22 protein-coding genes are annotated in these 21559 nt (G+C 72.5%); 3 read left to right on the plus strand and 19 right to left on the minus strand.

All coding sequences use genetic code 11. From position 1 onward, the window contains the following. Window positions 1-70: 70 nt before the first annotated feature. Window positions 71-571, plus strand: a complete 501-nt coding sequence (gene bldD, locus ACIPXM_RS13150) for a transcriptional regulator BldD (RefSeq protein WP_030607052.1) — start codon at window positions 71-73, stop codon at window positions 569-571. 240 nt (window positions 572-811) lie between these two features. On the opposite strand, the gene nusB is transcribed toward bldD, so the two are convergent. From nusB to ACIPXM_RS13225, 15 genes are all read right to left on the minus strand, one after another. Beyond that, window positions 812-1249: a transcription antitermination factor NusB gene (gene nusB / locus ACIPXM_RS13155; RefSeq protein WP_401654931.1), complete on the minus strand. Its 438-nt coding sequence runs from the start codon at window positions 1247-1249 to the stop codon at window positions 812-814. Between the two features lie 2 nt (window positions 1250-1251). Then, entirely contained in the window at window positions 1252-1818 is a 567-nt protein-coding gene (gene efp / locus ACIPXM_RS13160) for an elongation factor P (RefSeq protein WP_401654933.1), read from the minus strand. Window positions 1819-1865: 47 nt separating this feature from the next. Continuing rightward, entirely contained in the window at window positions 1866-2972 is a 1107-nt protein-coding gene (locus ACIPXM_RS13165; protein ID WP_401654934.1) for an aminopeptidase P family protein, read from the minus strand. A 104-nt stretch (window positions 2973-3076) separates the two neighbouring features. Then, window positions 3077-3919, minus strand: a complete 843-nt coding sequence (locus ACIPXM_RS13170; protein ID WP_401654935.1) for an AAA family ATPase — start codon at window positions 3917-3919, stop codon at window positions 3077-3079. Between the two features lie 215 nt (window positions 3920-4134). Beyond that, the gene (gene aroQ, locus ACIPXM_RS13175; RefSeq protein WP_401654936.1) at window positions 4135-4590 is read right to left on the minus strand and encodes a type II 3-dehydroquinate dehydratase; all 456 of its coding nucleotides are present in this window, start codon (window positions 4588-4590) and stop codon (window positions 4135-4137) included. Beyond that, window positions 4587-5681, minus strand: a complete 1095-nt coding sequence (aroB, locus tag ACIPXM_RS13180; protein ID WP_401654937.1) for a 3-dehydroquinate synthase — start codon at window positions 5679-5681, stop codon at window positions 4587-4589. The genes aroQ and aroB overlap by 4 nt, the downstream gene beginning before the upstream one ends. Then, entirely contained in the window at window positions 5678-6196 is a 519-nt protein-coding gene (locus ACIPXM_RS13185) for a shikimate kinase (protein WP_401654938.1), read from the minus strand. The genes aroB and ACIPXM_RS13185 overlap by 4 nt, the downstream gene beginning before the upstream one ends. Continuing rightward, window positions 6193-7377, minus strand: coding sequence for a chorismate synthase (gene aroC, locus ACIPXM_RS13190; protein ID WP_401654939.1), 1185 nt, complete (start codon window positions 7375-7377; stop codon window positions 6193-6195). The genes ACIPXM_RS13185 and aroC overlap by 4 nt, the downstream gene beginning before the upstream one ends. A 131-nt stretch (window positions 7378-7508) precedes the next feature. Continuing rightward, window positions 7509-7778, minus strand: coding sequence for a hypothetical protein (locus ACIPXM_RS13195; protein WP_401654941.1), 270 nt, complete (start codon window positions 7776-7778; stop codon window positions 7509-7511). A 78-nt stretch (window positions 7779-7856) separates the two neighbouring features. Continuing rightward, window positions 7857-8684, minus strand: a complete 828-nt coding sequence (locus ACIPXM_RS13200) for a shikimate dehydrogenase (protein WP_401654942.1) — start codon at window positions 8682-8684, stop codon at window positions 7857-7859. Between the two features lie 11 nt (window positions 8685-8695). Then, window positions 8696-10579 (minus strand): endolytic transglycosylase MltG, encoded by a 1884-nt coding sequence (gene mltG / locus ACIPXM_RS13205; RefSeq protein ID WP_401654943.1) that lies wholly within the window; start codon window positions 10577-10579, stop codon window positions 8696-8698. A 99-nt stretch (window positions 10580-10678) separates the two neighbouring features. Further along, complete coding sequence (gene ruvX / locus ACIPXM_RS13210) at window positions 10679-11143, minus strand: Holliday junction resolvase RuvX (protein ID WP_401654944.1); 465 nt, start codon at window positions 11141-11143, stop codon at window positions 10679-10681. A gap of 2 nt (window positions 11144-11145) precedes the next feature. After that, window positions 11146-13815: an alanine--tRNA ligase gene (gene alaS / locus ACIPXM_RS13215; protein ID WP_401654945.1), complete on the minus strand. Its 2670-nt coding sequence runs from the start codon at window positions 13813-13815 to the stop codon at window positions 11146-11148. Next, window positions 13815-14174, minus strand: coding sequence for a hypothetical protein (locus ACIPXM_RS13220; protein ID WP_401654946.1), 360 nt, complete (start codon window positions 14172-14174; stop codon window positions 13815-13817). Before ACIPXM_RS13220 ends, alaS begins: the two co-directional genes overlap by 1 nt. A gap of 5 nt (window positions 14175-14179) precedes the next feature. Then, window positions 14180-14611, minus strand: coding sequence for a DUF948 domain-containing protein (locus tag ACIPXM_RS13225; RefSeq protein ID WP_401654947.1), 432 nt, complete (start codon window positions 14609-14611; stop codon window positions 14180-14182). A 198-nt stretch (window positions 14612-14809) separates the two neighbouring features. Here ACIPXM_RS13225 and ACIPXM_RS13230 point away from each other — a divergent pair, with 198 nt between their 5' ends. Then, window positions 14810-17017 (plus strand): ATP-binding protein, encoded by a 2208-nt coding sequence (locus ACIPXM_RS13230; protein WP_401654949.1) that lies wholly within the window; start codon window positions 14810-14812, stop codon window positions 17015-17017. Between the two features lie 33 nt (window positions 17018-17050). On the opposite strand, the gene rpsD is transcribed toward ACIPXM_RS13230, so the two are convergent. Continuing rightward, the gene (gene rpsD, locus ACIPXM_RS13235) at window positions 17051-17665 is read right to left on the minus strand and encodes a 30S ribosomal protein S4 (RefSeq protein WP_401654950.1); all 615 of its coding nucleotides are present in this window, start codon (window positions 17663-17665) and stop codon (window positions 17051-17053) included. Between the two features lie 218 nt (window positions 17666-17883). On the opposite strand from rpsD, the gene ACIPXM_RS13240 reads away from it, so the two are divergent. Then, window positions 17884-18579 (plus strand): DUF2470 domain-containing protein, encoded by a 696-nt coding sequence (locus tag ACIPXM_RS13240; protein WP_401654951.1) that lies wholly within the window; start codon window positions 17884-17886, stop codon window positions 18577-18579. Window positions 18580-18603: 24 nt separating this feature from the next. Here the strand turns inward: ACIPXM_RS13240 and ACIPXM_RS13245 are convergent, their stop codons facing one another. The 3 genes from ACIPXM_RS13245 to ACIPXM_RS13255 all read right to left on the minus strand — a co-directional run bounded on the left by ACIPXM_RS13245 (window position 18604) and on the right by ACIPXM_RS13255 (window position 21399). Beyond that, a complete protein-coding gene (locus ACIPXM_RS13245) occupies window positions 18604-19326 on the minus strand; it encodes an HNH endonuclease family protein (protein WP_401654952.1) in 723 nt (240 codons plus the stop codon). Between the two features lie 19 nt (window positions 19327-19345). Then, complete coding sequence (locus ACIPXM_RS13250; RefSeq protein WP_401654953.1) at window positions 19346-20701, minus strand: replication-associated recombination protein A; 1356 nt, start codon at window positions 20699-20701, stop codon at window positions 19346-19348. A gap of 71 nt (window positions 20702-20772) precedes the next feature. Continuing rightward, on the minus strand, window positions 20773-21399 hold the full coding sequence (locus ACIPXM_RS13255; protein WP_401654954.1) for a vitamin K epoxide reductase family protein: 627 nt from the start codon (window positions 21397-21399) through the stop codon (window positions 20773-20775). Between the last annotated feature and the right edge of the window lie 160 nt (window positions 21400-21559).

Raw genomic sequence — 21559 nt, forward strand, 5'->3', positions numbered from 1 at the left:
TGCGTAACCTCACAGTGAGTTACCAGCCGCGCGGCGCAGCCGCAACGTCGTCTCAGCGTCCGGGAGCGTTATGTCCAGCGAATACGCAAAGCAGCTCGGGGCCAAACTCCGCGCGATCCGCACCCAGCAGGGCCTTTCCCTCCACGGGGTGGAGGAGAAGTCCCAGGGCCGCTGGAAGGCGGTCGTGGTCGGTTCGTACGAGCGTGGCGACCGCGCCGTGACGGTGCAGCGCCTGGCCGAGCTCGCGGACTTCTACGGGGTGCCGGTGCAGGAGCTGCTGCCGGGCACGACGCCGGGCGGGGCCGCCGAGCCGCCGCCGAAGCTGGTCCTCGACCTGGAGCGGCTGGCCCACGTCCCCGCGGAGAAGGCCGGCCCCCTCCAGCGCTACGCGGCGACCATCCAGTCGCAGCGCGGCGACTACAACGGCAAGGTGCTGTCGATCCGCCAGGACGACCTGCGCACCCTGGCCGTGATCTACGACCAGTCCCCCTCGGTCCTCACCGAGCAGCTGATCAGCTGGGGCGTGCTGGACGCGGACGCGCGCCGCGCCGTCGCCCACGAGGAGAGCTGACGGGGCAGGCCCCGCAGAAACGTGCCGCCGGGCCCCGGGAGTCGACTTCGACCCCGGGGCCCGGCGGCTTTTCCATGGCCGCGCACCCGTCGCCGTACGACCGGCCCGCCACGCAGGCACGACGGGCACCCCGGTCATGACGAAGGGGCCCGCGGCACCCTCACAGGTGCCGCGGGCCCCTTTCGGCCGCCTGAGGCCGCCCCGGGAATCCCTGGGGGCCTCAGGACCGTCCGGACAGGGTCAGCCGTCCTCGTCGCGGCGCAGCCGCGGCTTCAGGTCCTTGAAGCGCGCGAGCAGACCGTTCACGAAGTTCGGCGACTCGTCCGTGGAGAACTCCTTGGCGAGCTGCACGGCCTCGTCGATCGCCACCGCGTCGGGGGTGCCGTCCTCCCAGATCAGCTCGTACGCGCCGAGGCGGACGATGCTGCGGTCGGCGGCGGGCATCCGGTCGAGGTCCCAGTCCACCGCGTAGGTGGCGATGAGCTCGTCGATCCGGTTGACGTACTGGGCGTACCCGTCGATCAGCTGCATGGTGAACTCGTTCACCGGCGGCTGGTGGGGGTCGGCTCGGTGCAGCCGGACCTGGTCCGCGAGGACTTCCCGCACCGAGGCGCCGCGCTGGTCGGCCTCGAACAGGATCTGGAAGGCCCGCCTGCGGGCCTTGCTCCGGGCGGCCACGGTTAGTCGTTCACCCGGCCGAGGTAGTCGCTGGTGCGGGTGTCGACCTTGACCTTCTCACCGGTGGTGATGAAGAGCGGGACCTGGATCTCGTAGCCCGTCTCCAGCTTGGCCGGCTTGGTGCCACCGGTGGAGCGGTCGCCCTGGACGCCCGGCTCGGTCTCGGCGATGGTCAGCACCACGGCGGCCGGCATCTCGACGTAGAGCACGGAGCCCTCGTTCTGCGCGACCAGGGCGGTGAAGCCCTCGATGAGGAAGTTGGCGGCGTCACCGACGGTCTTGCGGTCGATGTGGATCTGGTCGTACGTGTCCATGTCCATGAACACGAAGTACTCGCCGTCCATGTAGGAGAACTGCATGTCGCGCTTGTCGACGCTCGCGGTCTCCACCTTCACGCCGGCGTTGAAGGTCTTGTCGACGACCTTGCCGGACAGCACGTTCTTGAGCTTGGTGCGCACGAAGGCCGGGCCCTTGCCGGGCTTGACGTGCTGGAACTCGACGACGGACCAGAGCTGGCCGCCTTCGAGCTTGAGCACCATGCCGTTCTTGAGGTCGTTCGTGGAAGCCACGGTTGCGGAATCTCCTGGACTGACGAGACCAAAAGGCATGGCGCGCCCTAGAGGGCGAGCAGCTCCTTGGTCGTGATGGTGAGTAGCTCGGGTCCGCCGTCCGCCTCCTGGCGCACGACGAGCGTGTCATCGATCCGGACCCCGCCCCGCCCCGGGAGGTGGACCCCCGGTTCGACGGTGACCGGCACGCAAGCGTCCAGTTTACCCATGGCCGCGGGTGCGAGCTGCGGGTCCTCGTCGATTTCCAGGCCCACCCCGTGCCCGGTGAGCGGTGCGACGGCGTCCGCATGCCCCGCGGCGGTGAGGATCTGGCGGGCCGCGCGGTCGATGTCGCGGTACTCGGCGCCGGGCACCAGGGCCTCCCGTCCGGCCCGTTGAGCGGCGAAGACGAGGTCGTACAGTTCGATCTGCCAGTCGGCCGGGGTGGTCCCGATGACGAAGGTGCGGCCGATCTCGCAGCGGTAGCCGCGGTAGTTCGCGCCGAGGCAGACCGACAGGAAGTCGCCCTCCTCGACCCGCCGGTCGGTGGGCCGGTGCCCGGGCCGTCCGGAGTGCGGCCCGGTGGCCACCGAGGTGGCGAAGGCGGGCCCGTCGGCACCGTGGTCGACGAGCCGGCGCTCCAGCTCCAGGGCGAGGTGCCGTTCGGTGCGGCCGACCAGGATCGATTCGAGGAGTTCGCCGAGGGCCTGGTCGGCGATCTCGGCGGCGATCCGCAGACAGGCGATCTCGTCCTCGTCCTTGACGATCCGCAGCTGCTCGACGCCGCTGGTCAGGTCGGCGAGCCGGATCCCGGGGGCGACCGAGGCCATGGCCCGGTGCCGGGCGACGGTCAGATGGTGCTCCTCGACGGCGAGCGCGTCGGCCCCGGCCTTCCGGGCGAAGTCGACCCCGGCGACGGCCGGGTCGCCGCCGCCCGCGGGGAGCACCACCAGGCGGAGCAGCTCGTCCACCCGCCCGTCGGCCGGGTCGGCGCCCGGGGCGGTCGGGCAGAGCAGCACGTCCTCGGCGGGCCCGAGCAGCAGCACCGCCCCGGGGGGCGAACCACCGGTGAGATAGCGGACGTTGGCGGGACGGGAGACCAGGGCCGCCGGGCTGCCCGCGGCCGCGCTGCGGTCGCGCAGCCGGACCCGACGTTCCGCATACACCTCAGACATGGTCCGAGCGTACGAGCGGGGGCCGGGACCGGCCTGTTGGGCGCCGCCGAGCGGGTCGGTCCGGCCGGTCCGGCCGGTTCGGCGCTCAGGCGGGGCCGGGCGGCTCAGGCGGGCGGGCGGCCGGATATCGCGCGGGCCAGGACCTCGTCGAGGACCCGGGCCGTGGTCGGCACGTCGTACGTCGAGTTGTCGATGATCGGCAGCCCGGAGCCGTACCAGCCCGCCATCCGGCCGTGGATCGCGGCGACCTCCTCGTCGGAGAGCCGGCGGTTGCCGCTGCGCTCGGCGTTGCGCTCCAGGACGATGTCGAGGCCGGGAAGCAGCACCACCGGGAGCAGGCCGGGGCCGACGTGCCGCTTCCAGCCGCCGAGGCCGACGACCGGCCAGTCCGGGAAGACGGCGTCGTCGAGGATGCAGGAGATGCCGTTGGCGAGGAAGTTGCGGGCGGCGAAGCCGCAGGTGCGGCGGGCCAGCCGGTACTGGGCCTCGGAGTGCTCGTTCCAGCCGGACTGGGGGTCGGCGAAGCCCGCGCAGACCCACTCGCGGACGTCGTCCAGGCTGATGTGCGCGGTCGGCACGGACCGGCGGGCGGCCCAGTGCCGGGCCACGGTGGTCTTGCCCGCACCGGCCGGGCCGATGAGGAGGACGGCGAGGGTGGCGTGGCCGGTGCCGGTGACCGGCGGCGGCAGGGTGATGTGTCCGGTGACCGGGCCCGTGGGGGCGCCGGGGGCCATCGGCCCGGCCGGTCCGGTGGGCCCGGGCGGCGGGCCCGCCGGGGCCTGGCCCCAGCCGGGTCCCGGCGGCGGCGCCGGGTAGGGGCGGTGCGCGGGGGCGGGCGGCACGGGCGGGTGGCCGCCCTGCGGCCGGTGGCCGGGTGCGGCGCCCTGCCAGCCGGTGCGGCCGGTGGGATCGTGAGGTGGCGGCGGAGCCCCCATCGCGTGCTGCATCCGGTGCCCCACTCCGTTCTGCCGGTCCCGCCGCTCGGCGTTCGACGACCGCTCGGACGATCGCTTCGTTGCCGGAACGTTACCGCCCCCGCCTTCCCCAGGGGAAACGGCCCTGGGGAATCGACGGGGGGCGACGGGGCGGGAACGGGCCGGTCGGGCACCGCTCCGCCCGGCGGACACCGGACCTCCGGCACCGGTCGGACGACGGGCACCGGTCAGGCGTCGAGCTCCTCCGCGAGCGCGCGCAGCGCGAGCCGGTAGGAGCCGATGCCGAAGCCCGCGATCGTGCCGGTGGCCACCGCGGCCACCACCGAGGTGTGCCGGAACTCCTCCCGCGTGTACGGGTTGGAGATGTGCACCTCGATCAGCGGCGCGGTGCGCTGGGCGGCCGCGTCGCGCATCGCGTACGAGTAGTGGGTGAACGCGCCGGGGTTGAGGACGACCGGGAACGCGCCGTCGGCCGCCTCGTGCAGCCAGCGGATCATCTCCCCCTCGTCGTTGGTCTCGCGCACCTCGACGTCGAAGCCGAGCTCCGCGCCGAGGTCCCGGCAGGACGCCACCAGACCCGCGTAGGAGGTGGCGCCGTAGATGTCGGGTTCGCGGGAGCCGAGCCGCCCCAGGTTGGGTCCGTTCAGGACGAGGACGCGCCGGGGCGGGCGCGGCTCGCTCACGCGGACACCTCGCCGTACGCGGCGATCAGGACGGCCGGGTCGGGGCCCTCCAGGACGGTGGGCTTGGCGAGGCCGTCGAGGACGATGAAGCGCAGCAGGTCGCCGCGGGACTTCTTGTCGACCTTCATGGTCTCCAGGAGCTTCGCCCACTGGTCGCCGCGGTAGCTGAGCGGCAGTCCGACGGACTCCAGGACGGCGCGGTGCCGGTCGGCGGTGGCGTCGTCGAGGCGGCCGGCAAGACGGCCCAGCTCGGCGGCGAACACCATGCCGACGGAGACGGCGGCGCCGTGCCGCCACTTGTAGCGCTCGTTCTTCTCGATGGCGTGCGCCAGGGTGTGCCCGTAGTTCAGGATCTCCCGGCGCCCGGCCTCCTTGAGGTCGCCGGAGACGACATCGGCCTTGACCTGGATCGAGCGGACGATCAGCTCGGCGGTGTGCGGGCCCTCGGGGGTGCGGGCGGCGGCCGGGTCGGCCTCGATGAGGTCGAGGATCACCGGGTCGGCGATGAAACCGGCCTTGATGATCTCGGCGAGTCCGCTGACGTAGTCGTGCACCGGCAGCGAGTCCAGCGCGGCCAGGTCGCAGAGCACCCCGGCCGGCGGGTGGAAGGCGCCGACCAGGTTCTTGCCCTCGGCGGTGTTGATGCCGGTCTTGCCGCCGACGGCCGCGTCGACCATGCCGAGCACCGTGGTGGGCACCGCGATCCAGCGGACCCCGCGCAGCCAGCTGGCGGCGACGAACCCGGCCAGGTCGGTGGTGGCACCGCCGCCGACGCCGACGATGACGTCGCTGCGGGTGAAGTTGGTCTGGCCGAGCGCCTTCCAGCAGTAGGCGGCGACCTCGACGGTCTTGGCCTCCTCGGCGTTCGGCACCTGGATGGCGACGGCCTCGTAGCCCTGGGCCGCCAGGTCCTCGCGCAGCGCCTCACCGGTCTCGGCCAGCGCCTCCGGGTGGATCACCGCGACCCGCTTGGCGGCCGGGCCGATCAGCGCCGGGAGCTCGCCGAGCAGCTGCCGGCCGACCAGCACCTCGTACGGCTCCGAGCCCGCCGAGCCGCCGACCTGGATCCGGGTGACTTCCTGGTCCGTCATACGTCCTTCAACTCCAGTGCGTCGAGGACCGCCTCAGCGACCTCTTCGGGGGTGCGCTCGTCGGTGGCGACGACGGCGCTGGCGACTTCTTCGTACAGGTGGCGGCGGGCGTCCATCAGCTCGCGCCACTGGCGGCGCGGGTTGACGGCGAGCAGCGGCCGGGCGGCGCCGAGGCCGACCCGGCGCACGGCGGCCTCGACGTCCATCGAGAGGTACGCGACGGGCAGCGGGCCGAGCAGCGCGCGGGTGCCGGGGTCGAGCACGGCGCCGCCGCCGAGCGCGAGGACGCCCTCGTGCTCGGCGACCGCGGTGCGCACGGCGGCGCGCTCCAGGTCACGGAAACGGTCCTCTCCGTCCTCGACGAAGATGTCCGCGATCTCACGGCCCTCGGCGGCGACGATGTCGGCGTCGGTGTCGCGGTAGACGGCGCCGAGCCGCTCCGCGAGCAGCGCTCCCACCGTCGACTTGCCGGAGCCCATCGGGCCGACGAGGACGACCAGCGGTCCGCCGGTCACCGGATGCGCAGGTTCTCGAGGTACGACGTCACGTTGCGGCGGGTCTCGGGGACGCTGTCGCCGCCGAACTTCTCCAGCACGGCGTCCGCGAGGACGAGCGCGACCATGGCCTCGGCCACGATGCCGGCGGCCGGGACGGCGCAGACGTCGGAGCGCTGGTGGTGGGCCGCGGCGACCTCGCCGGTGGCCACGTCGATGGTGGCGAGGGCGCGCGGGACGGTCGCGATCGGCTTCATCGCGGCGCGGACCCGGAGGAGTTCGCCGGTGCTGAGGCCGCCCTCGGTGCCACCGGCGCGGCCGGAGCTGCGGGTGATGCCGTCGGGGCCCTTGACGATCTCGTCGTGGGCCTGGGAGCCGGGCACCCGGGCGAGGTCGAAGCCGTCGCCGACCTCGACGCCCTTGATGGCCTGGATGCCCATGAGCGCGGCGGCGAGCCGGGCGTCGAGGCGGCGGTCCCAGTGGACGTGCGAGCCGAGGCCGACGGGCACCCCGTAGGCGAGCACCTCGACGACGCCGCCGAGGGTGTCGCCGTCCTTGTGGGCCTGGTCGATCTCGGCGACCATCGCCTTCGACGCGTCCGCGTCGAGGCAGCGGACCGGGTCGGCGTCGAGCTTCTCGACGTCGGCGGGGGTCGGGTAGACGCCGTACGGGGCCTTCGCCGCGGCCAGCTCGACCACGTGCGAGACGATCTCGATGCCGGCCGCCTCCTTGAGGAAGGAGCGGGCGACGGCACCGAGGGCGACGCGGGCGGCGGTCTCCCGGGCGCTGGCGCGCTCCAGGATAGGCCGGGCCTCGTCGAAGCCGTACTTCTGCATGCCGGCCAGGTCGGCGTGGCCGGGGCGCGGGCGGGTGAGCGGCGCGTTGCGGCCGGTCTCCTTGAGCTCGGCCGGGTCGACCGGGTCGGCCGACATGACCTTCTCCCACTTGGGCCACTCGGTGTTGCCGACCATGACGGCGACGGGGGAGCCGAGGGAGAGGCCGTGCCGGACGCCACCCAGGAAGGTGACCTCGTCCTGCTCGAACTTCATCCGGGCACCGCGTCCATAGCCGAGGCGCCGCCGGGCGAGATGGTCCGCCACCAGCTCCGTGGTGACCGGGACACCGGCCGGAAGTCCCTCAAGGGTTGCAACCAGCGCGGGGCCGTGGGACTCCCCCGCCGTCAGCCAACGCAACCTGCTCAACGATGCTCCTCATGCTCGCGCCTGGGCACTGCGAAGACGCGGCCAGGGTGCGCGGCCCGGGCCCGCCTCCCCCGATCCTCCCACGTCCGGGGCACCGGTCGATCGCCGGTCCACGGGTCGGGACATGAGTCTCACCGGTCGGCGGCGGCCGCCGGTGCTTCCGCGGGTTCCTCCGCCGGTGCCTTCGACACCGCTCCGGCCGGTGCGGCGGCGGGCTCCTCCCGGCGGGCCTTGCGCCGTTCGCGGATCCGGCTGCCGACGACGTACGCCAGACTCGCGACGACCAGCGCGATCACCAGGCAGCGCAGCCAGACCGGCCCGTCGCGGAACGCGAACCGGAGCGCTCCCGCCGCCAGCCGCACCAGATCGACCACCAGTTCCGCCTTCGACGCGAGCAGCACGTCTCCCCCTCCCCCTGCCAACAGTTCTTCCTCCCCCGGACCGGCCGTGGCGGGCCTAGGGCAGCCTCGGACGGCCGCTCAGCGCGCGGCGAGCGCCTGTTCCCCGGCCGCCCGCATCGCGGCCAGCGGCGCGGGCACCCGCCCGGTCATCCGCTCGACCTGGAGCACGGCCTGGTGGACCAGCAGGTCGAGGCCGCCGACCACCTTGCCGCCGCGGTCGGACCAGGCGGCGGCGAGCCGGGTGGGCCAGGGGTCGTAGAGCACGTCGAACAGGGTGCCGGGGCGCTCCGGCACCTCGGCGGCGAGGGCGTCGGTGGTCCCGGCCGGGGTGGTGGCGACGACCAGCGGCGCGTCGAGCGCGCGGGCCGCCTCGTCCCAGCCCGCGGTGCGCACGTCGACGCCGAGCCGCTCGCCCCAGCCGCGCATCTCGGCGGCGCGCGCCTCGCTGCGGACGTAGGCGGTGACGGGCCCGGCGCAGATCTGGGCGAGCGCGGCGAGCGCCGAGGAGGCGGTGGCCCCGGCGCCGAGTACGGCGGCGGTCGGTACCTTCTCGACCCCGCGCTCGCGCAGCGCCGCGACCATGCCGGGGATGTCGGTGTTGTCGCCGAGCCTGCGGCCGTCCGCGCCGATGACGACGGTGTTGACGGCCTCGACCGAGGCGGCGGTGTCGCTGACGCCGTCGAGCAGCGGGATGATCGCCCGCTTCAGCGGCATGGTGAGCGAGAGCCCCGCCCAGGAGGCGTCCAGCTCGCCCATGAACCCGGGCAGCGCGGCCTCGTCGATGTCGAACCGGTCGTAGGACCAGTCGTCGAGGCCGAGTGCCCGGTACGCGGCCCGGTGCAGGACCGGGGAGAGCGAGTGGGCGATGGGCGAGCCGAGCACGGCCGCCCTCCTGGGTGGGGTCATCTCGGTTCCGCTCAGTTCTCCGCGTTGAACTTCGCCACGAGCCGGTCGTGCTCGGCGAGGGTCTTGGCGAACTCGGTCTTGTTCATGCCGTCGGTGGCGACGAAGTACAGCCAGCCGTCCTTCGTCGGGTTCATGGCGGCCTGGATGGCCTCCTTGCCCGGGTTGCCGATCGGCCCCGGGGGCAGGCCCCGGTTGGTGTACGTGTTGTACGGGTCGGGATTGCTCAGTACTTCCTTGCGGGTAATCTTGATCTTGCTCTGCCCGCGCAGGTAGTTGTACGACGAGTCGAACTGGAGGAGCTGCATGGTCTCCTTGTTGTCCGGACTCATGCGGTTGTAGATGACCTCGGCCATCTTGGTGAAGTCGTCGTGGGTCTTGCCCTCTGCCTGGACCAGGCTGGCGGCGGTGAGCAGCTGCCACGGTCCTTCGAGTCCGACCTCCTTGGCCTTCGCCTCGATGTCGAGCTTGGTGTACTCCTCGTTGGAGCGGGCCACCATCCGGCGCAGCACCTCTTCGGGCTTGGTGCCCTTGGCCAGCGGGTAGCTGGCCGGGAAGAGGAAGCCCTCCAGCGGGTCCTTCAGCTTCGCGTGGTTCTTCGCCCAGTCGGGCAGACCGAGGCTGCCGGCCTGCTTGAAGGCGGTGTCCTTGGTGGTGCCGGGCTTCAACCCGAGGCGCTTGTCGACCTCGGCGTACACCCAGCTGTTGCGCCGTCCCTCGGGGATGACGAAGTTCGCCTGGCTGGCCGGGTTGAGCATCATCGCGACCGCGGACTCCGCCGACATCTCCTTCTTCAGCGTGTACACGCCGGCCTGGATGGAGATGCCCTTGGGGTTCTTCTGCTGGGCCGAGACGAAGGCGTCGACGCTCTTGACCACGCCGGCCTTCTTGAGGATGTTGCCGATGTCGTAGCCGAGCGCGCCCTTGGGGATCTCCACCTGGACGTCGCCGCTGCCCTCGCCCGCGTAGTCGGGGGCGGCACCGAACTGGCCCTGCCAGAAGGTGTAGCCGAGATAGCCGAGGCCGCCGACGCCGCCGACGATGACCGCGGCGACCACCAGGCACGCCATGCCGTTCTTCGCCTTGCGGCCCTTGCCGCCCCGGCGCTCCCGGCCACCGCCGCCGCGCGCGCCGCGGCGGCCGCCGGGCTCCTCGTCGCCGTCGGGCTCGTCGTCGCCCTCGTCGTCGCCCTGGTCGTCGTACGCCGCGCGGTCGTCGCGGCGCGGCGCGGGCTCGTCCTTGCCGGTGAAGAACGGATGGTCCTCCTCCGCCGGCTCGGCGTCCCAGTCGGTCACCGGCTGCGGCGGGACCTGCCGCCGGGGACCCGGCGGCTGCGGCGGCGGGTAGGCGTCGGGGGTGCCGTAGAGGTCGGGCTGCTGGCCGCCGTAGGGATCGGCGGGAGCGGCGTTGTACGGCATGGCAGCCTGGCCCGTCTCCCAGTGCCCGTCGTACGGCTGTGCGGGATAGCCGGGCGTGTCGTAACCGCCCGGCTGCTGCCCGTACTGCTGCTGCTCGCCGTACTGCTCCTGCGGGTACTGCGGCTGGTGCGGGTCCTGCGGGTACGGGTCCTGCCCGTACTGCTGCGGGGCGTGCTGCTGCTGAGCCTGCTGCTGGTGCTGGTCCTGCGGAAACTGTTGCTGGGCGTGCCCTTGCGGATACTGCTGGTACGGCGTTTGCGGCTGCTGATACTGGGGAGGCTGCTGGTGGGCGTACGGGTCGCCGACGTACCCCTGCTGCTGGTCGCCGGGGTACGCCTGCTGCTGCCCGTGCGGGTCCTGGTGGCCGTACTGCGCCTGCTGCGGGTACTGCTGCTGCTGGCCCTCCCACCCCTGGTCCCCGTACAGGGGATCCGTGGGGTGCCACGGTTCGGAGCCGGGGCTCCGGCCATACTCAGTCATCGATCCCCAAACAGCCGCGAGGCTTCCGGTGGTTCCGCCTCTACGTTGTGCGGCAGCTGTTCGAACCGCCGCATCGCGCGGAACGTTACCGTATCGCGATCAGATGACCACTTCGACGCCCTCACCGGGCGGATTACCTGATACCCGTTCGGACTCAAGAGCGTTCTGCAGGATGATCACAGCCGCGGCCTGATCGATGACGGAGCGGCCCTTCTTCGCCTTCACTCCCGAGGCCCGCAGCCCCTGGGTGGCGGAGACCGTGGTCATCCGCTCGTCGACGAGCCGGACCGGCACCGGGTTGATGCCCTTGGCCAGCTCACCGGCGAAGGCCCGGACCTTGGTCGCGGCCGGACCCTCCCGCCCGCTGAGCGAACGGGGCAGTCCGACGACCACCTCGATCGGCTCGTACTCGGCGACGATCTGACGCAGCCGCCGGTGGGCGGCCGGGACGTCACGTCCCGGCACGGTCTCCACCGGCGTGGCCAGGACCCCGTCGGGGTCGCACGAGGCGACCCCGATCCGGGCGTCCCCGACGTCGACGGCGATCCGACGTCCTCGGCGCATGGTCACGCGGCGTCCAGGACCTGACGCTCGACGGCGTCGATGGCCTCGCCGACCGCCTGCGGGTTCTGACCGCCGCCCTGGGCGACGTCCGGCTTGCCGCCGCCACCGCCACCGAGGGTCTTGGCGGCCGTGCGGACCAGCTCGCCGGCCTTGAGACCGCGCTCGCGGGCGGCCTCGTTGGTGGCGATCACGGTCAGCGGCTTGCCGTTGGCCGTGGTGAACAGGGCCACGACGGCCGGGCGGTCGGACGGGATGCGGCCGCGCACGTCGAGGACCAGCTTGCGCAGGTCGTCGGCGCCGGTGCCGTCCGGGACCTGGCCGGTGACCAGGGCGATGCCGCGGACGTCCTTGGCGGAGTCGACCAGACCGGCGGCGGCCTGGAGGACCTTCTCCGCGCGGAACTTCTCGATCTCCTTCTCGGCGTCCTTCAGCTTGCCGAGCATCGCGGAGATCTTCTCCGGCAGCTCCTCGGCACGGCCCTTGACCAGCTCCTGGAGCTGGGCGACGACCGTGTGCTCCTTGGCGAGGAAGTTGTACGCGTCGACGCCGACGAGGGCCTCGATGCGGCGCACGCCGGAGCCGATGGAGGACTCGCCGAGCAGCTTCACCAGACCGAGCTGGGCGGTGTTGTGCACGTGGGTGCCGCCGCACAGTTCCTTGGAGAAGTCGCCGATGGTGACGACGCGGACCTGCTCGCCGTACTTCTCGCCGAACTCGGCGATGGCGCCCTGGCGCTTGGCCTCGTCGATCGGCATGACCTCGGCGTGCACCTCCAGCTCGCGCGAGAGGACCTCGTTGATCTTCTGCTCGACGTCGGTGAGGACCGTGCCGGGGACGGCGTTCGGCGAGCCGAAGTCGAAGCGGAAGCGGCCGGGCTGGTTCTCGGAACCGGCCTGGGCGGCCGTGGGGCCGAGGGCGTCGCGCAGCGCCTGGTGGGTGAGGTGGGTGGCCGAGTGGGCGCGGGCGATGGCCCGGCGGCGGCGCACGTCGATGGCGGCGTAGGCGGTGGCGCCCACGGTGACCTCGCCGACCTGCACCGAACCCTTGTGCACGGACACGCCCGGCACCGGCTGCTGCACGTCGCGGATCTCGATCACGGCACCGGAGTGCAGCTTGATCCGGCCCTGGTCGGCGATCTGACCGCCGCCCTCGGCGTAGAACGGGGTGCGGTCGAGGACGACCTCGACCTCGTCGCCCTCGGAGGCGGCCGGCGAGGAGACGCCGTTGACCAGCAGACCGACGACCGTGGTCTCGCCCTCGGTGTTGGTGTAGCCGGTGAACTGGGTGGCACCGGCGGCGTCGGCGATCTCACGGTACGAGGTGAGGTTGGCGTGGCCGGTCTTCTTGGCCTGGGCGTCGGCCTTGGCCCGCTCCCGCTGCTCCTTCATCAGGCGGCGGAAACCGTCCTCGTCCACCGAGAGGCCCTGTTCGGCGGCCATCTCCAGGGTGAGGTCGATCGGGAAGCCCCAGGTGTCGTGGAGCAGGAACGCCTTGTCGCCGGAGAGGATCTTGCCGCCGGCGGCCTTGGTCTCGGTGACGGCGGTGTCGAGGATGTTGGTGCCGCCCTTGAGGGCCTTGAGGAACGCGGCCTCCTCGGCGAGGGCGACGGTCTCGATGCGCTTGCGGTCGGTCTCCAGCTCCGGGTACTGCTCGCCCATGGTCCGGATGACGGTGTCGACGAGCTCGCCGACGACCGGGCCGGTGGCGCCGAGCAGGCGCATGTTGCGGACGGCGCGGCGCATGATGCGGCGCAGCACGTAGCCGCGGCCCTCGTTGCCGGGGGTGACGCCGTCGCCGATGAGCATCACGGAGGTGCGCATGTGGTCGGCGACCACGCGCAGCGAGACGTCCGAGTCGTGGGCCTTGCCGTAGCCGACGCCGGTCAGCTCGGTGGCCTTGTCGATGACGACCTTGAGGGTGTCGGTCTCGTACATGTTCTGCACGCCCTGGAGGATCATCGCCAGGCGCTCGAGTCCGAGGCCGGTGTCGATGTTCTTGGACGGCAGGTCGCCGAGGATCTCGAAGTCCTCCTTGCCGATGCCCTGGCCGCGCTCGTACTGCATGAAGACCAGGTTCCAGATCTCCACGTACCGCTCGTCGTTGACGGCCGGGCCGCCCTCGACGCCGAACTCGGGGCCGCGGTCGTAGTTGATCTCGGAGCAGGGGCCGCAGGGTCCGGGGACGCCCATGGACCAGTAGTTGTCCTTCTTGCCCAGGCGCTGGATGCGCTCGGCCGGGACGCCGACGACGTCGCGCCAGATGCGCTCGGCCTCGTCGTCCTCCAGGTAGACGGTGATCCAGAGCTTCTCCGGCTCGAGCCCGTAGCCGCCGTGCTCCACCGGGGTGGTCAGCAGCTCCCAGGCGTACGTGATGGCGCCTTCCTTGAAGTAGTCGCCGAAGGAGAAGTTGCCGCACATCTGGAAGAACGTGCCGTGCCGGGTGGTCTTGCCGACCTCTTCGATGTCGGGGGTGCGCACGCACTTCTGCACGCTGGAGGCGCGCGTGAAGGGCGGCTTGACCTCACCCAGGAAGTAGGGCTTGAAGGGCACCATGCCGGCCGGGACGAGCAGCAGAGTCGGGTCGTCCGCGATGAGCGACGCCGAAGGGACGACGGTGTGCCCGCGCTCCTCGAAGAAGCTCAGCCAGCGGCGGCGGATTTCAGCCGACTCCATCAGTGGTCCTCATTCCGGTTGAACGAACGCGAGTGCTTGATCACGGTCGTGGTGGTGTCTGGGGTGGTGCGGGGCCCGAGGGCCGCCCGGCGCCGCGGGGCCGGGAGACGCTGCTCGTCGTCCGGGGGCGGCGGTGCGTCCAGGCCGAGTGCCGCGCCGAGCTCGGCCTCCCGCTGGATCATGGTGCCGCGCACGTCGAGCGCGAAGTCCTTGAGCCGGTGGCCCGCTGCGACGGCCTTGTCGGCCGCCTGGGCGGCCAGGCTCTCCGGGGTCAGCTCCTTGAGCTTGCGGTTGACCTTGGTGGTGGCCCACACGCCGGCGGCCGCGCCCGCGGTGAACCAGAACGTACGGCGGAACATGCGGCTCAGCCCTTCTGCTTCCGGCGTCGCGCGGACGGCACGGTACGTCCGACGATCACAGTACGCGGGTCGGCGGCGGGCGGCGCGTCCTGGCGGCTCCGGCCGAGCGCCCGGCGCACGCCATAGCCGAAGGCGGCGACCTTGACGAGCGGGCCGCCGAAGGTGGAGGCGACGGTGCCGGCGAGCGCGGAGGCGTTGGAGGTGACCTCCTGGACGTCCGAGGCGATGGCGTCGACCCGGTCCAGCTGGGTCTGCGCGGAGCGGAGCATGCTCGACGCGTCGGCGAGCAGCGGGACGGCCTGTTCGGTCACGTCCGCCACGAGCCTGGTGGTCGCCCGGAGCGTCTGCGCCAGCCGCACCAGCACCACGGCGAGGAAGGAGACGAGGATCGCCCAGAACACGGCCACCAGGATCCCGGCAACCTCACCACCGGTCACTGTGCACCGCTCTCTGCTGTCGGGGGCCCCGGACGGTCGTCGGACCCGTGTACATCGGTCCTCCGACCCTATCGCGCCCGGGGTCCGCGGCCGTACCGCATTACCCCCGCGATTACCCGCGCGCGCGGGGGTGGATGGCTTCCCGCCATCCGGCTCGGATTGTACGGAGCGCGCGCGGGTGAGTACGCTCCGTGTCCCATGCGACGGATCAATCTCCCCTCGGAGCTGAACCGGTTCGTGGGACGAGCCGCTGAACAGCACCAACTCGCCCGGCTTCTCGACGAGTTCAGACTCGTCACGGTGGTCGGCGTGGGGGGTGTGGGCAAGAGCAGGCTCGCCCTGCGGACGGCGGCGGCGTTGCAGAAACGCTACGTCGACGGGGTGGCGCTCGCCGAGCTCTCGGCCTTGCGCGATCCGGCCCTGGTGGGGCACGCCCTGGTGGACGCGCTCGGCCTGACCGACCACACCCGGCGCGGCCCGCGGCAGGTGCTCCTGGAGCATCTGGCGGACCGGCGGACGCTGCTCGTGGTGGACGGTTTCGAGCATCTGGTGGCGCGGTGCGCCGGGTTGCTGCGCGAACTGCTGCTCGGCTGCCCGGGCCTGACGGTGCTCGCGGTGGGCCGCCGCCCGCTCCGGGTGGACGGCGAGGCGGTGTTCGCGCTCGCGCCGTTGGCCGAGACCGACGCGCTCGACCTGCTGGCGCGCCGCGCGGCGGAGGCGGGGGCGGCGGCCGGGCTCGGCACGGGCCCCGGCGGCGGCCCGGGGGCGCTCGACGATCCGGCGGTGCTCCTGGAGCTGTGCCGGCGGCTCGACGGCATCCCGCTGGCGCTCGAACTGGCGGCGGCCCGGCTGCCCTTGCTCACCCCGGACGAACTGCTGCGCCGCCTGGAGGACCGCTTCCGGCTGCTCGACCAGGGCCGCCGGGGCGCGCTGCCCCGGCACCGGACGCTGCGCACGGCGATCGGCTGGAGCCATGAGCTGTGCACCCCGGCGGAGCGGCTGCTGTGGGCGCGGCTCTCGGTGTTCGCGGGGCCGTTCGACCTGGAGGCGGTGGAGTACGTGTGCGGGGGCCCGGAACTCCCCGCCGACCGGGTGCTCGACGTGTTCGGCGAGCTGCTCGCGCAGTCCCTGGTGACCCGTGAGGAGACGGCGGCGGGGCCGCGGTTCCGGATGCTGGAGACGGTCCGGGCGTACGGGGCGGAGTGGCTGGCCGCGCTCGGCGACACCGGGCGGCTGCGGCGGCGCCACCGGGACTGGTACATGGGTCTGGCGACCTGGTGCGAACTGGAGTGGTTCAGCCCGCGGCAGGCGGAGGTGGCGGCGGTCACGGACGTGGCGCTGCCGAATCTGCGGGCCGCGCTCGACCTGTGTCTGGAGTCGCCGGAGGACACCTCGCTCGCCCAGCACCTGGCGGGCACGCTGTGGTTCGCCTGGGTGGGCTGCGGGCGGCTCGCCGAGGGGCGGCACTGGCTGGACCGGGCGCTCGGCGCGCCGCCGCACCCGTCGGCGGCGCCGCACGAGGACGCCCGGCTGAAGGCGCTGTGGGTGCTGGGTTATGTGGCGGTGCTGCAGGGCGACCGGACGGCGGCGGTGTCCGCACTGCACGAGTGCGGGGAGCGGGCCGGGGCTTCCGGGAACGCGCTGGCGGAGGCGTACGCGACGCACCGGATGGGCTGTCTCGCGCTGCTGTCCGACGAGCTGCCGCGGGCCGCGGAGCTGATCGGGGCGGCCCTGGACGGCTACCGGGAGCTCGGCGAGCTGAACAGCAACGTGCTGATGGCGCAGGTGGAGCTGGCGATGGCGCGGGCCTTCCAGGGCGATCTGCCGGGCGCGGTGGCGCTGTGCGCGGAGGTCCGCGAGGTCTGCGAGGAGCGCGGTGAGCGCTGGACGAAGGCGTACGCGCTCTATGTCCTGGCGTACGCGGCGCTGCACGACGGCGATCCGGTGTCGGCGCGGGAGCTGCTCGCGGAGTGCGTCACGATCAATCACACGTTCCGCGATCTGGTGGGTCTGGTGCTGGCCCTTGAGCTGCTGGCCCTGGTGACGGTGACCGAGGGCGATCCGACGGAGGCGGCGCTGCTGCAGGGCGCGACGATGCCGGTGTGGGAGTCGGTGGGGCTGCCGCTGTTCGGTTCGGCGCACTTCAACGGGGCGCGGGCGCTCGCGGCCCGGCGGGCGGGCGAGGAGCTGGGCGGCCCGCTGTACGCGGCCTGGTACGGCGAGGGCGAGCTGCTGCCGCTGGACGCGGCGGTGGACCGGGCGCTGGCCGGACGCCGGGACCCGGCGGTGCGGGACACGGCGGGGGCGCGGGCGCCGCGGCCGTTCCGTACCGGCCGTGCGGCGGTCCCGGACACGCGGAAGCCCGCCGGCTCCCCCTCCGGAAAGGGCGGGGAAGCGGCGGGCTGAACACCGCGGGGGTGGTACTACGGCCTGCTGGGATCAGCGGGCGTAGTACTCGACGACCAGCTGCTCGTCGCAGATGACCGGGATTTCCTTGCGGTTCGGGTCGCGGTCGAGGCGGAAGGCCAGGGCCTTCAGGTTGACCTGCAGGTAGCGCGGGGTCTCGCCGTCGGGGGCGAAGCCACCCTCGCGGGCGACCTGGAAGAGGGTCTTCGCGCGGGACTTCTCGCGGACCATCACGACGTCGTCGGGACGGACGCGGAAGGACGGCTTGTCGACCTTGCCACCGTTGACCTGGATGTGGCCGTGGACGACCATCTGGCGAGCCTGGTAGATGGTGCGGGCGATGCCCGAACGCAGGACCAGGGCGTCGAGGCGACGCTCGAGCTCGACGACCAGCGCCTCGCCCGTCTTGCCCTCGGCCTTCTTGGCGCGGTCGTAGGCGCGGGCCATCTGGCGCTCGCTGATGTCGTACTGGGCGCGCAGACGCTGCTTCTCGAGCAGACGGACCTTGTAGTCCGAGTTCTGCTTGCGGCCACGGCCGTGCTCGCCCGGCGGGTAGGGGCGGGCCTCGAAGTACTTGACGGCCTTCGGCGTCAGCGCGATGCCGAGCGCACGAGACTTCTTGACCTTGGGACGCGACTGGTTAGGCACGTTCTCCAGACCTCCGAAATAGGTTAGGTTAGGCTCACCTTACTTAAGGAGATCGCATGTCTCGCCCGGGGAACACCACGCGCATCACGGACGGCAGCACAAATACCGATGCACCTTCCCCCACGCATCCCGAAAGGGATGCCACGGGTGGCATCGATGTGACGGAGGTCCGATCAGCTCATGGTCAGCCGCGTCCAAACGGGCTTGATAACGCGCGGATGCCGTCAGCAGCCGAGCGCACACGAACTCTCGTACAGAGTACATGCTCCGCGGTGGTGCTGATTCCAGGGGCCGCCGGGCACCAACCCGGAGCGCTCTCGCCCGAGGGCCGCGCGGTCGGCCCGGACGGCGAGGTCTTCCTGCTGTTCCCCGCCGACGCCCCGCCGGTCCGGGCCGCCACCCACGCCCAGGACGACGAGCTGCCGGTGGTCCTGGAGCTGACCGACGTGGCCCCCGTCTCGGTTCCCCACCGTATCCGGGGCCGGGCCTGGGTGTCCGGCTGGCTCACCTGCGTGCCCGGGGTGGCCGAGCCCGGCCGGATGATGCTGCGCCTGGAGGTGGGCTCGGCGACCGTCGACGACCTGTGGGGCAGCGGCGAGGTCGACGCCGAGGACTTCGCGGCCGCCGTGCCCGACCCGCTGCACGCCCACGAGACCGAGGTGCTCCAGCATCTGCACGCCGCCCACGGCGACCGGCTGCGCGACCTCGACGCGCTGCTCGGCGACCACGCCGCCGGACTGCTGCCGCGCCGGGACGTGGCCCCGCTCGCGCTCGACCGGTTCGGCCTGCGGGTGCGCTTCAGCGCGGGCCCGCACCACTGCTTCGACGCCCGCTTCGACTTCCCCGAGCCGGTCCGTGACATCAGCGGGCTGCGCCGTGAACTCCACCGGCTCTTCGAGGCCGCCCGCGCCTGACCCCCGACGGGGCCCGCGGGTGCCTCATCCGCAGGTGGCGAGCAGCTCCGCCACCGCCGCCTTCTCCGGCGGCGACACCGCGAGCCCGTACTTCGTCTTGATCCCGGTCCAGCGCCGGCCGTACTCGCACCAGTACTCCCGGCGCGGCGGCTTCCACTTGTCCGGCGTCTTCGAGCTCTTGTCGTAGTTGGTCTGCTTGTCCGTGGCGAGCAGCACGTCCAGATCGTTGGCGTACGCGAGACGCCTGGCGGGGGTCCACGCCCAGGCCCCGGCCCGCCAGGCCGCGCCGAGCGCCACCACGTGGTCCGTCTGGATCTGGGACGCCTTGCGGTACGAGTAGGGCAGCGCCTTGCCGCTGTACGGGTCGTGCAGCACGCCCGAGAGCACCACGCACGGGTTGCGGTCGCCGACCCGCAGTTCGCTGAGGTCCCGGCGCAGCACGTCGTCCCGGGTGTCGCAGCCGTTGCGCCCGCCGGGTGCGTCGGTGTCGTCCGACCAGGTCCGGCCGAACTCCTCGCGCTTGTACGTCTCCCAGTGCTCGCCCCAGGCCACCTTCAGGCGCGCCAGCTGCTCCCTCGCCCGCGCGGCCGTCGGCGGGAAGCCGGGCGAACCCACCACCGGGACCGGGCTGGCCACCGCCGGCCGGTCCTCCCCCGGGCCACCGGAGCCGCAGCCGCCGAGCGCGGCGGCCGTCACGGGCAGCAGAGCAAGGAGGACGACGCCACCGCCCGTACGGATCCGGATCATGCCCCCAACATAGGAGCCGTCAGCCGCCCTCGCCCTTCAGGCGCTCCCGCACCTTCTCGACCACGTCCGCGTAGCGCGCCTCGGCGCCGTAGCGGGTCGGTTCGTAGTAGCGGCGGCCCTCGACGGTGTCCGGGGCGTACTGCTGGGCGGCGATGGCGCCCGGCACGTCGTGCGGATAGACGTAGCCCTGGGCGTGGCCGAGCTTGGCGGCGCCCTTGTAGTGGCCGTCGCGCAGATGGGCGGGGACCGGTCCGGCGAGACCGGCCTGGATGTCGGCCCGGGCGGCGAAGATCGCGTTGGTCGCCGCGTTGGACTTCGGGGCGAGGGCCAGCGCGATGGTGGCGTGGCTGAGGGTGAGCGCCGCCTCCGGGAAGCCGATCATGGCGACGGCCTGGGCGGCGGCGACGGCGAGCGGCAGCGCGTTCGGATCGGCCAGGCCGATGTCCTCGCTGGCCGAGATCATCAGCCGCCGGGCGATGAACCGCGGGTCCTCCCCCGCCTCGATCATCCGGGCCAGATAGTGCAGCGCCGCGTCCACGTCGGAGCCGCGGATCGACTTGATCAGGGCGCTGGCCACGTCGTAGTGCTGGTCGCCGTCCCGGTCGTACTTCACCGCCGCCCGGTCGACGGTCTCCTCGACCGTGGCGAGCGTGATGGTCTCCTCGTGCTTGGCGAGCGCCGCACCGGCGGCCGCCTCCAGGGCGGTCAGGGCGCGCCGGGCGTCGCCGCCCGCGATCCGCAGCAGATGTGCCTCGGCGTCCTCGTCGAGGGTGACGGCGCCGCCGAGCCCGCGCTCCTCGCCCAGGGCGCGGGCCATGAGCCCGCGCAGGTCGTCGTCGGTGAGCGGCTCCAGGGTGAGCAGCAGCGAGCGGGACAGCAGCGGGGAGATCACCGAGAAGTACGGGTTCTCGGTGGTGGCGGCGATCAGGGTGACCCAGCGGTTCTCCACGGCGGGCAGCAGCGAGTCCTGCTGGGCCTTGGAGAAGCGGTGGATCTCGTCGAGGAAGAGGACGGTCTCCTTGCCGTAGCCGCCGACGGCCCGGCGGGCGCCGTCGATGACCGCCCGGACCTCCTTGACGCCCGCGGTGATCGCGGACAGCTCCACGAAGCGCTTGTCGGTGGCCTTGGAGACCACGTACGCGAGGGTGGTCTTGCCGATGCCGGGCGGGCCCCAGAGGATCACCGAGGAGGCGCCGGCCGGGCCGCCGGTGCCGTCACCGACGAGGCGGCGCAGCGGCGAGCCGGGCTTGAGGAGGTGGCGCTGCCCCACCACCTCGTCGAGGGTGCGCGGGCGCATCCGCACGGCCAGCGGACTGGCGGCGGGGTCCTTCTCCTGGCGTTCCTCGGCTGCGGCGGTGAAGAGATCGGGTTCCACGCTGATGAAGCCTAGGCGACACCACTGACAACGGGCTCAGGGCCTGATCCACCGGACCGGCCGTACCCCGGTCAGCTGGTCCAGAAGTCCCACCAGCGGGTCAGGATCAGCATGCCGATCACGCCGATGTGCAGCACCGGCAGGACCCAGGTGAACTCGCCGAAGAAGGTGCGCAGCCAGCCCGGGGCGGGCAGCGCGCCGCCGCGGACGTTGTGCGAGGTGGTGTACCAGAACATGACGATGGTGGCGACCCAGGCCAGGCAGCACCACAGGCACAGCGAGTTGATCTCGTACAGCGACTGGTACATCAGCCAGGTGCAGAAGCCGACGCCGAAGAGCATCCCGGCGTTGAGGCCGAGCCAGAACCAGGAGCGGTAGCGGGCCCCGGCGAGCAGGGCGACGGCGATCGCGATCACCATGCCGTACGTGACCAGGCCGAGCATCGGGTTGGGGAAGCCGAAGACCGACGCCTGCTCGCTCTTCATGATGTTGCCGCAGGACACGATCGGGTTGAGGCTGCAGCCCGGGGTGAAGTTCGGGTCCTCGAGCAGCTTGATCTTGTCGATGGTGATGACCCAGGAGGCGAGCAGTCCGGCGGCGCCGGTGATCACAAGCAGCCAGGCGAGGGCACGGCCGGCGCCGAGGGTGCGGGGGTCCTCCCGCCCGGCGGTGCCGGTGGCGGCCTTTGCGTCTGTCATCGTCCTGTACGTCCTCTGCTCGCTCTTCCTCGCCTGGGCCGGGCAACCGCCATTCTGCCGCACACGGTGGCACGGCCGGTGTGAGCCCGGGGTAAGGGGCCGGGGTGCGGGGCCGGAACAGGCAGGGGCCCGGCCCGCCCGTGCGGCGGACCGGGCCCCT

This window comes from Streptomyces sp. NPDC090025 (genome assembly GCF_044748125.1).
Classification (GTDB): Bacteria; Actinomycetota; Actinomycetes; order Streptomycetales; family Streptomycetaceae; genus Streptomyces.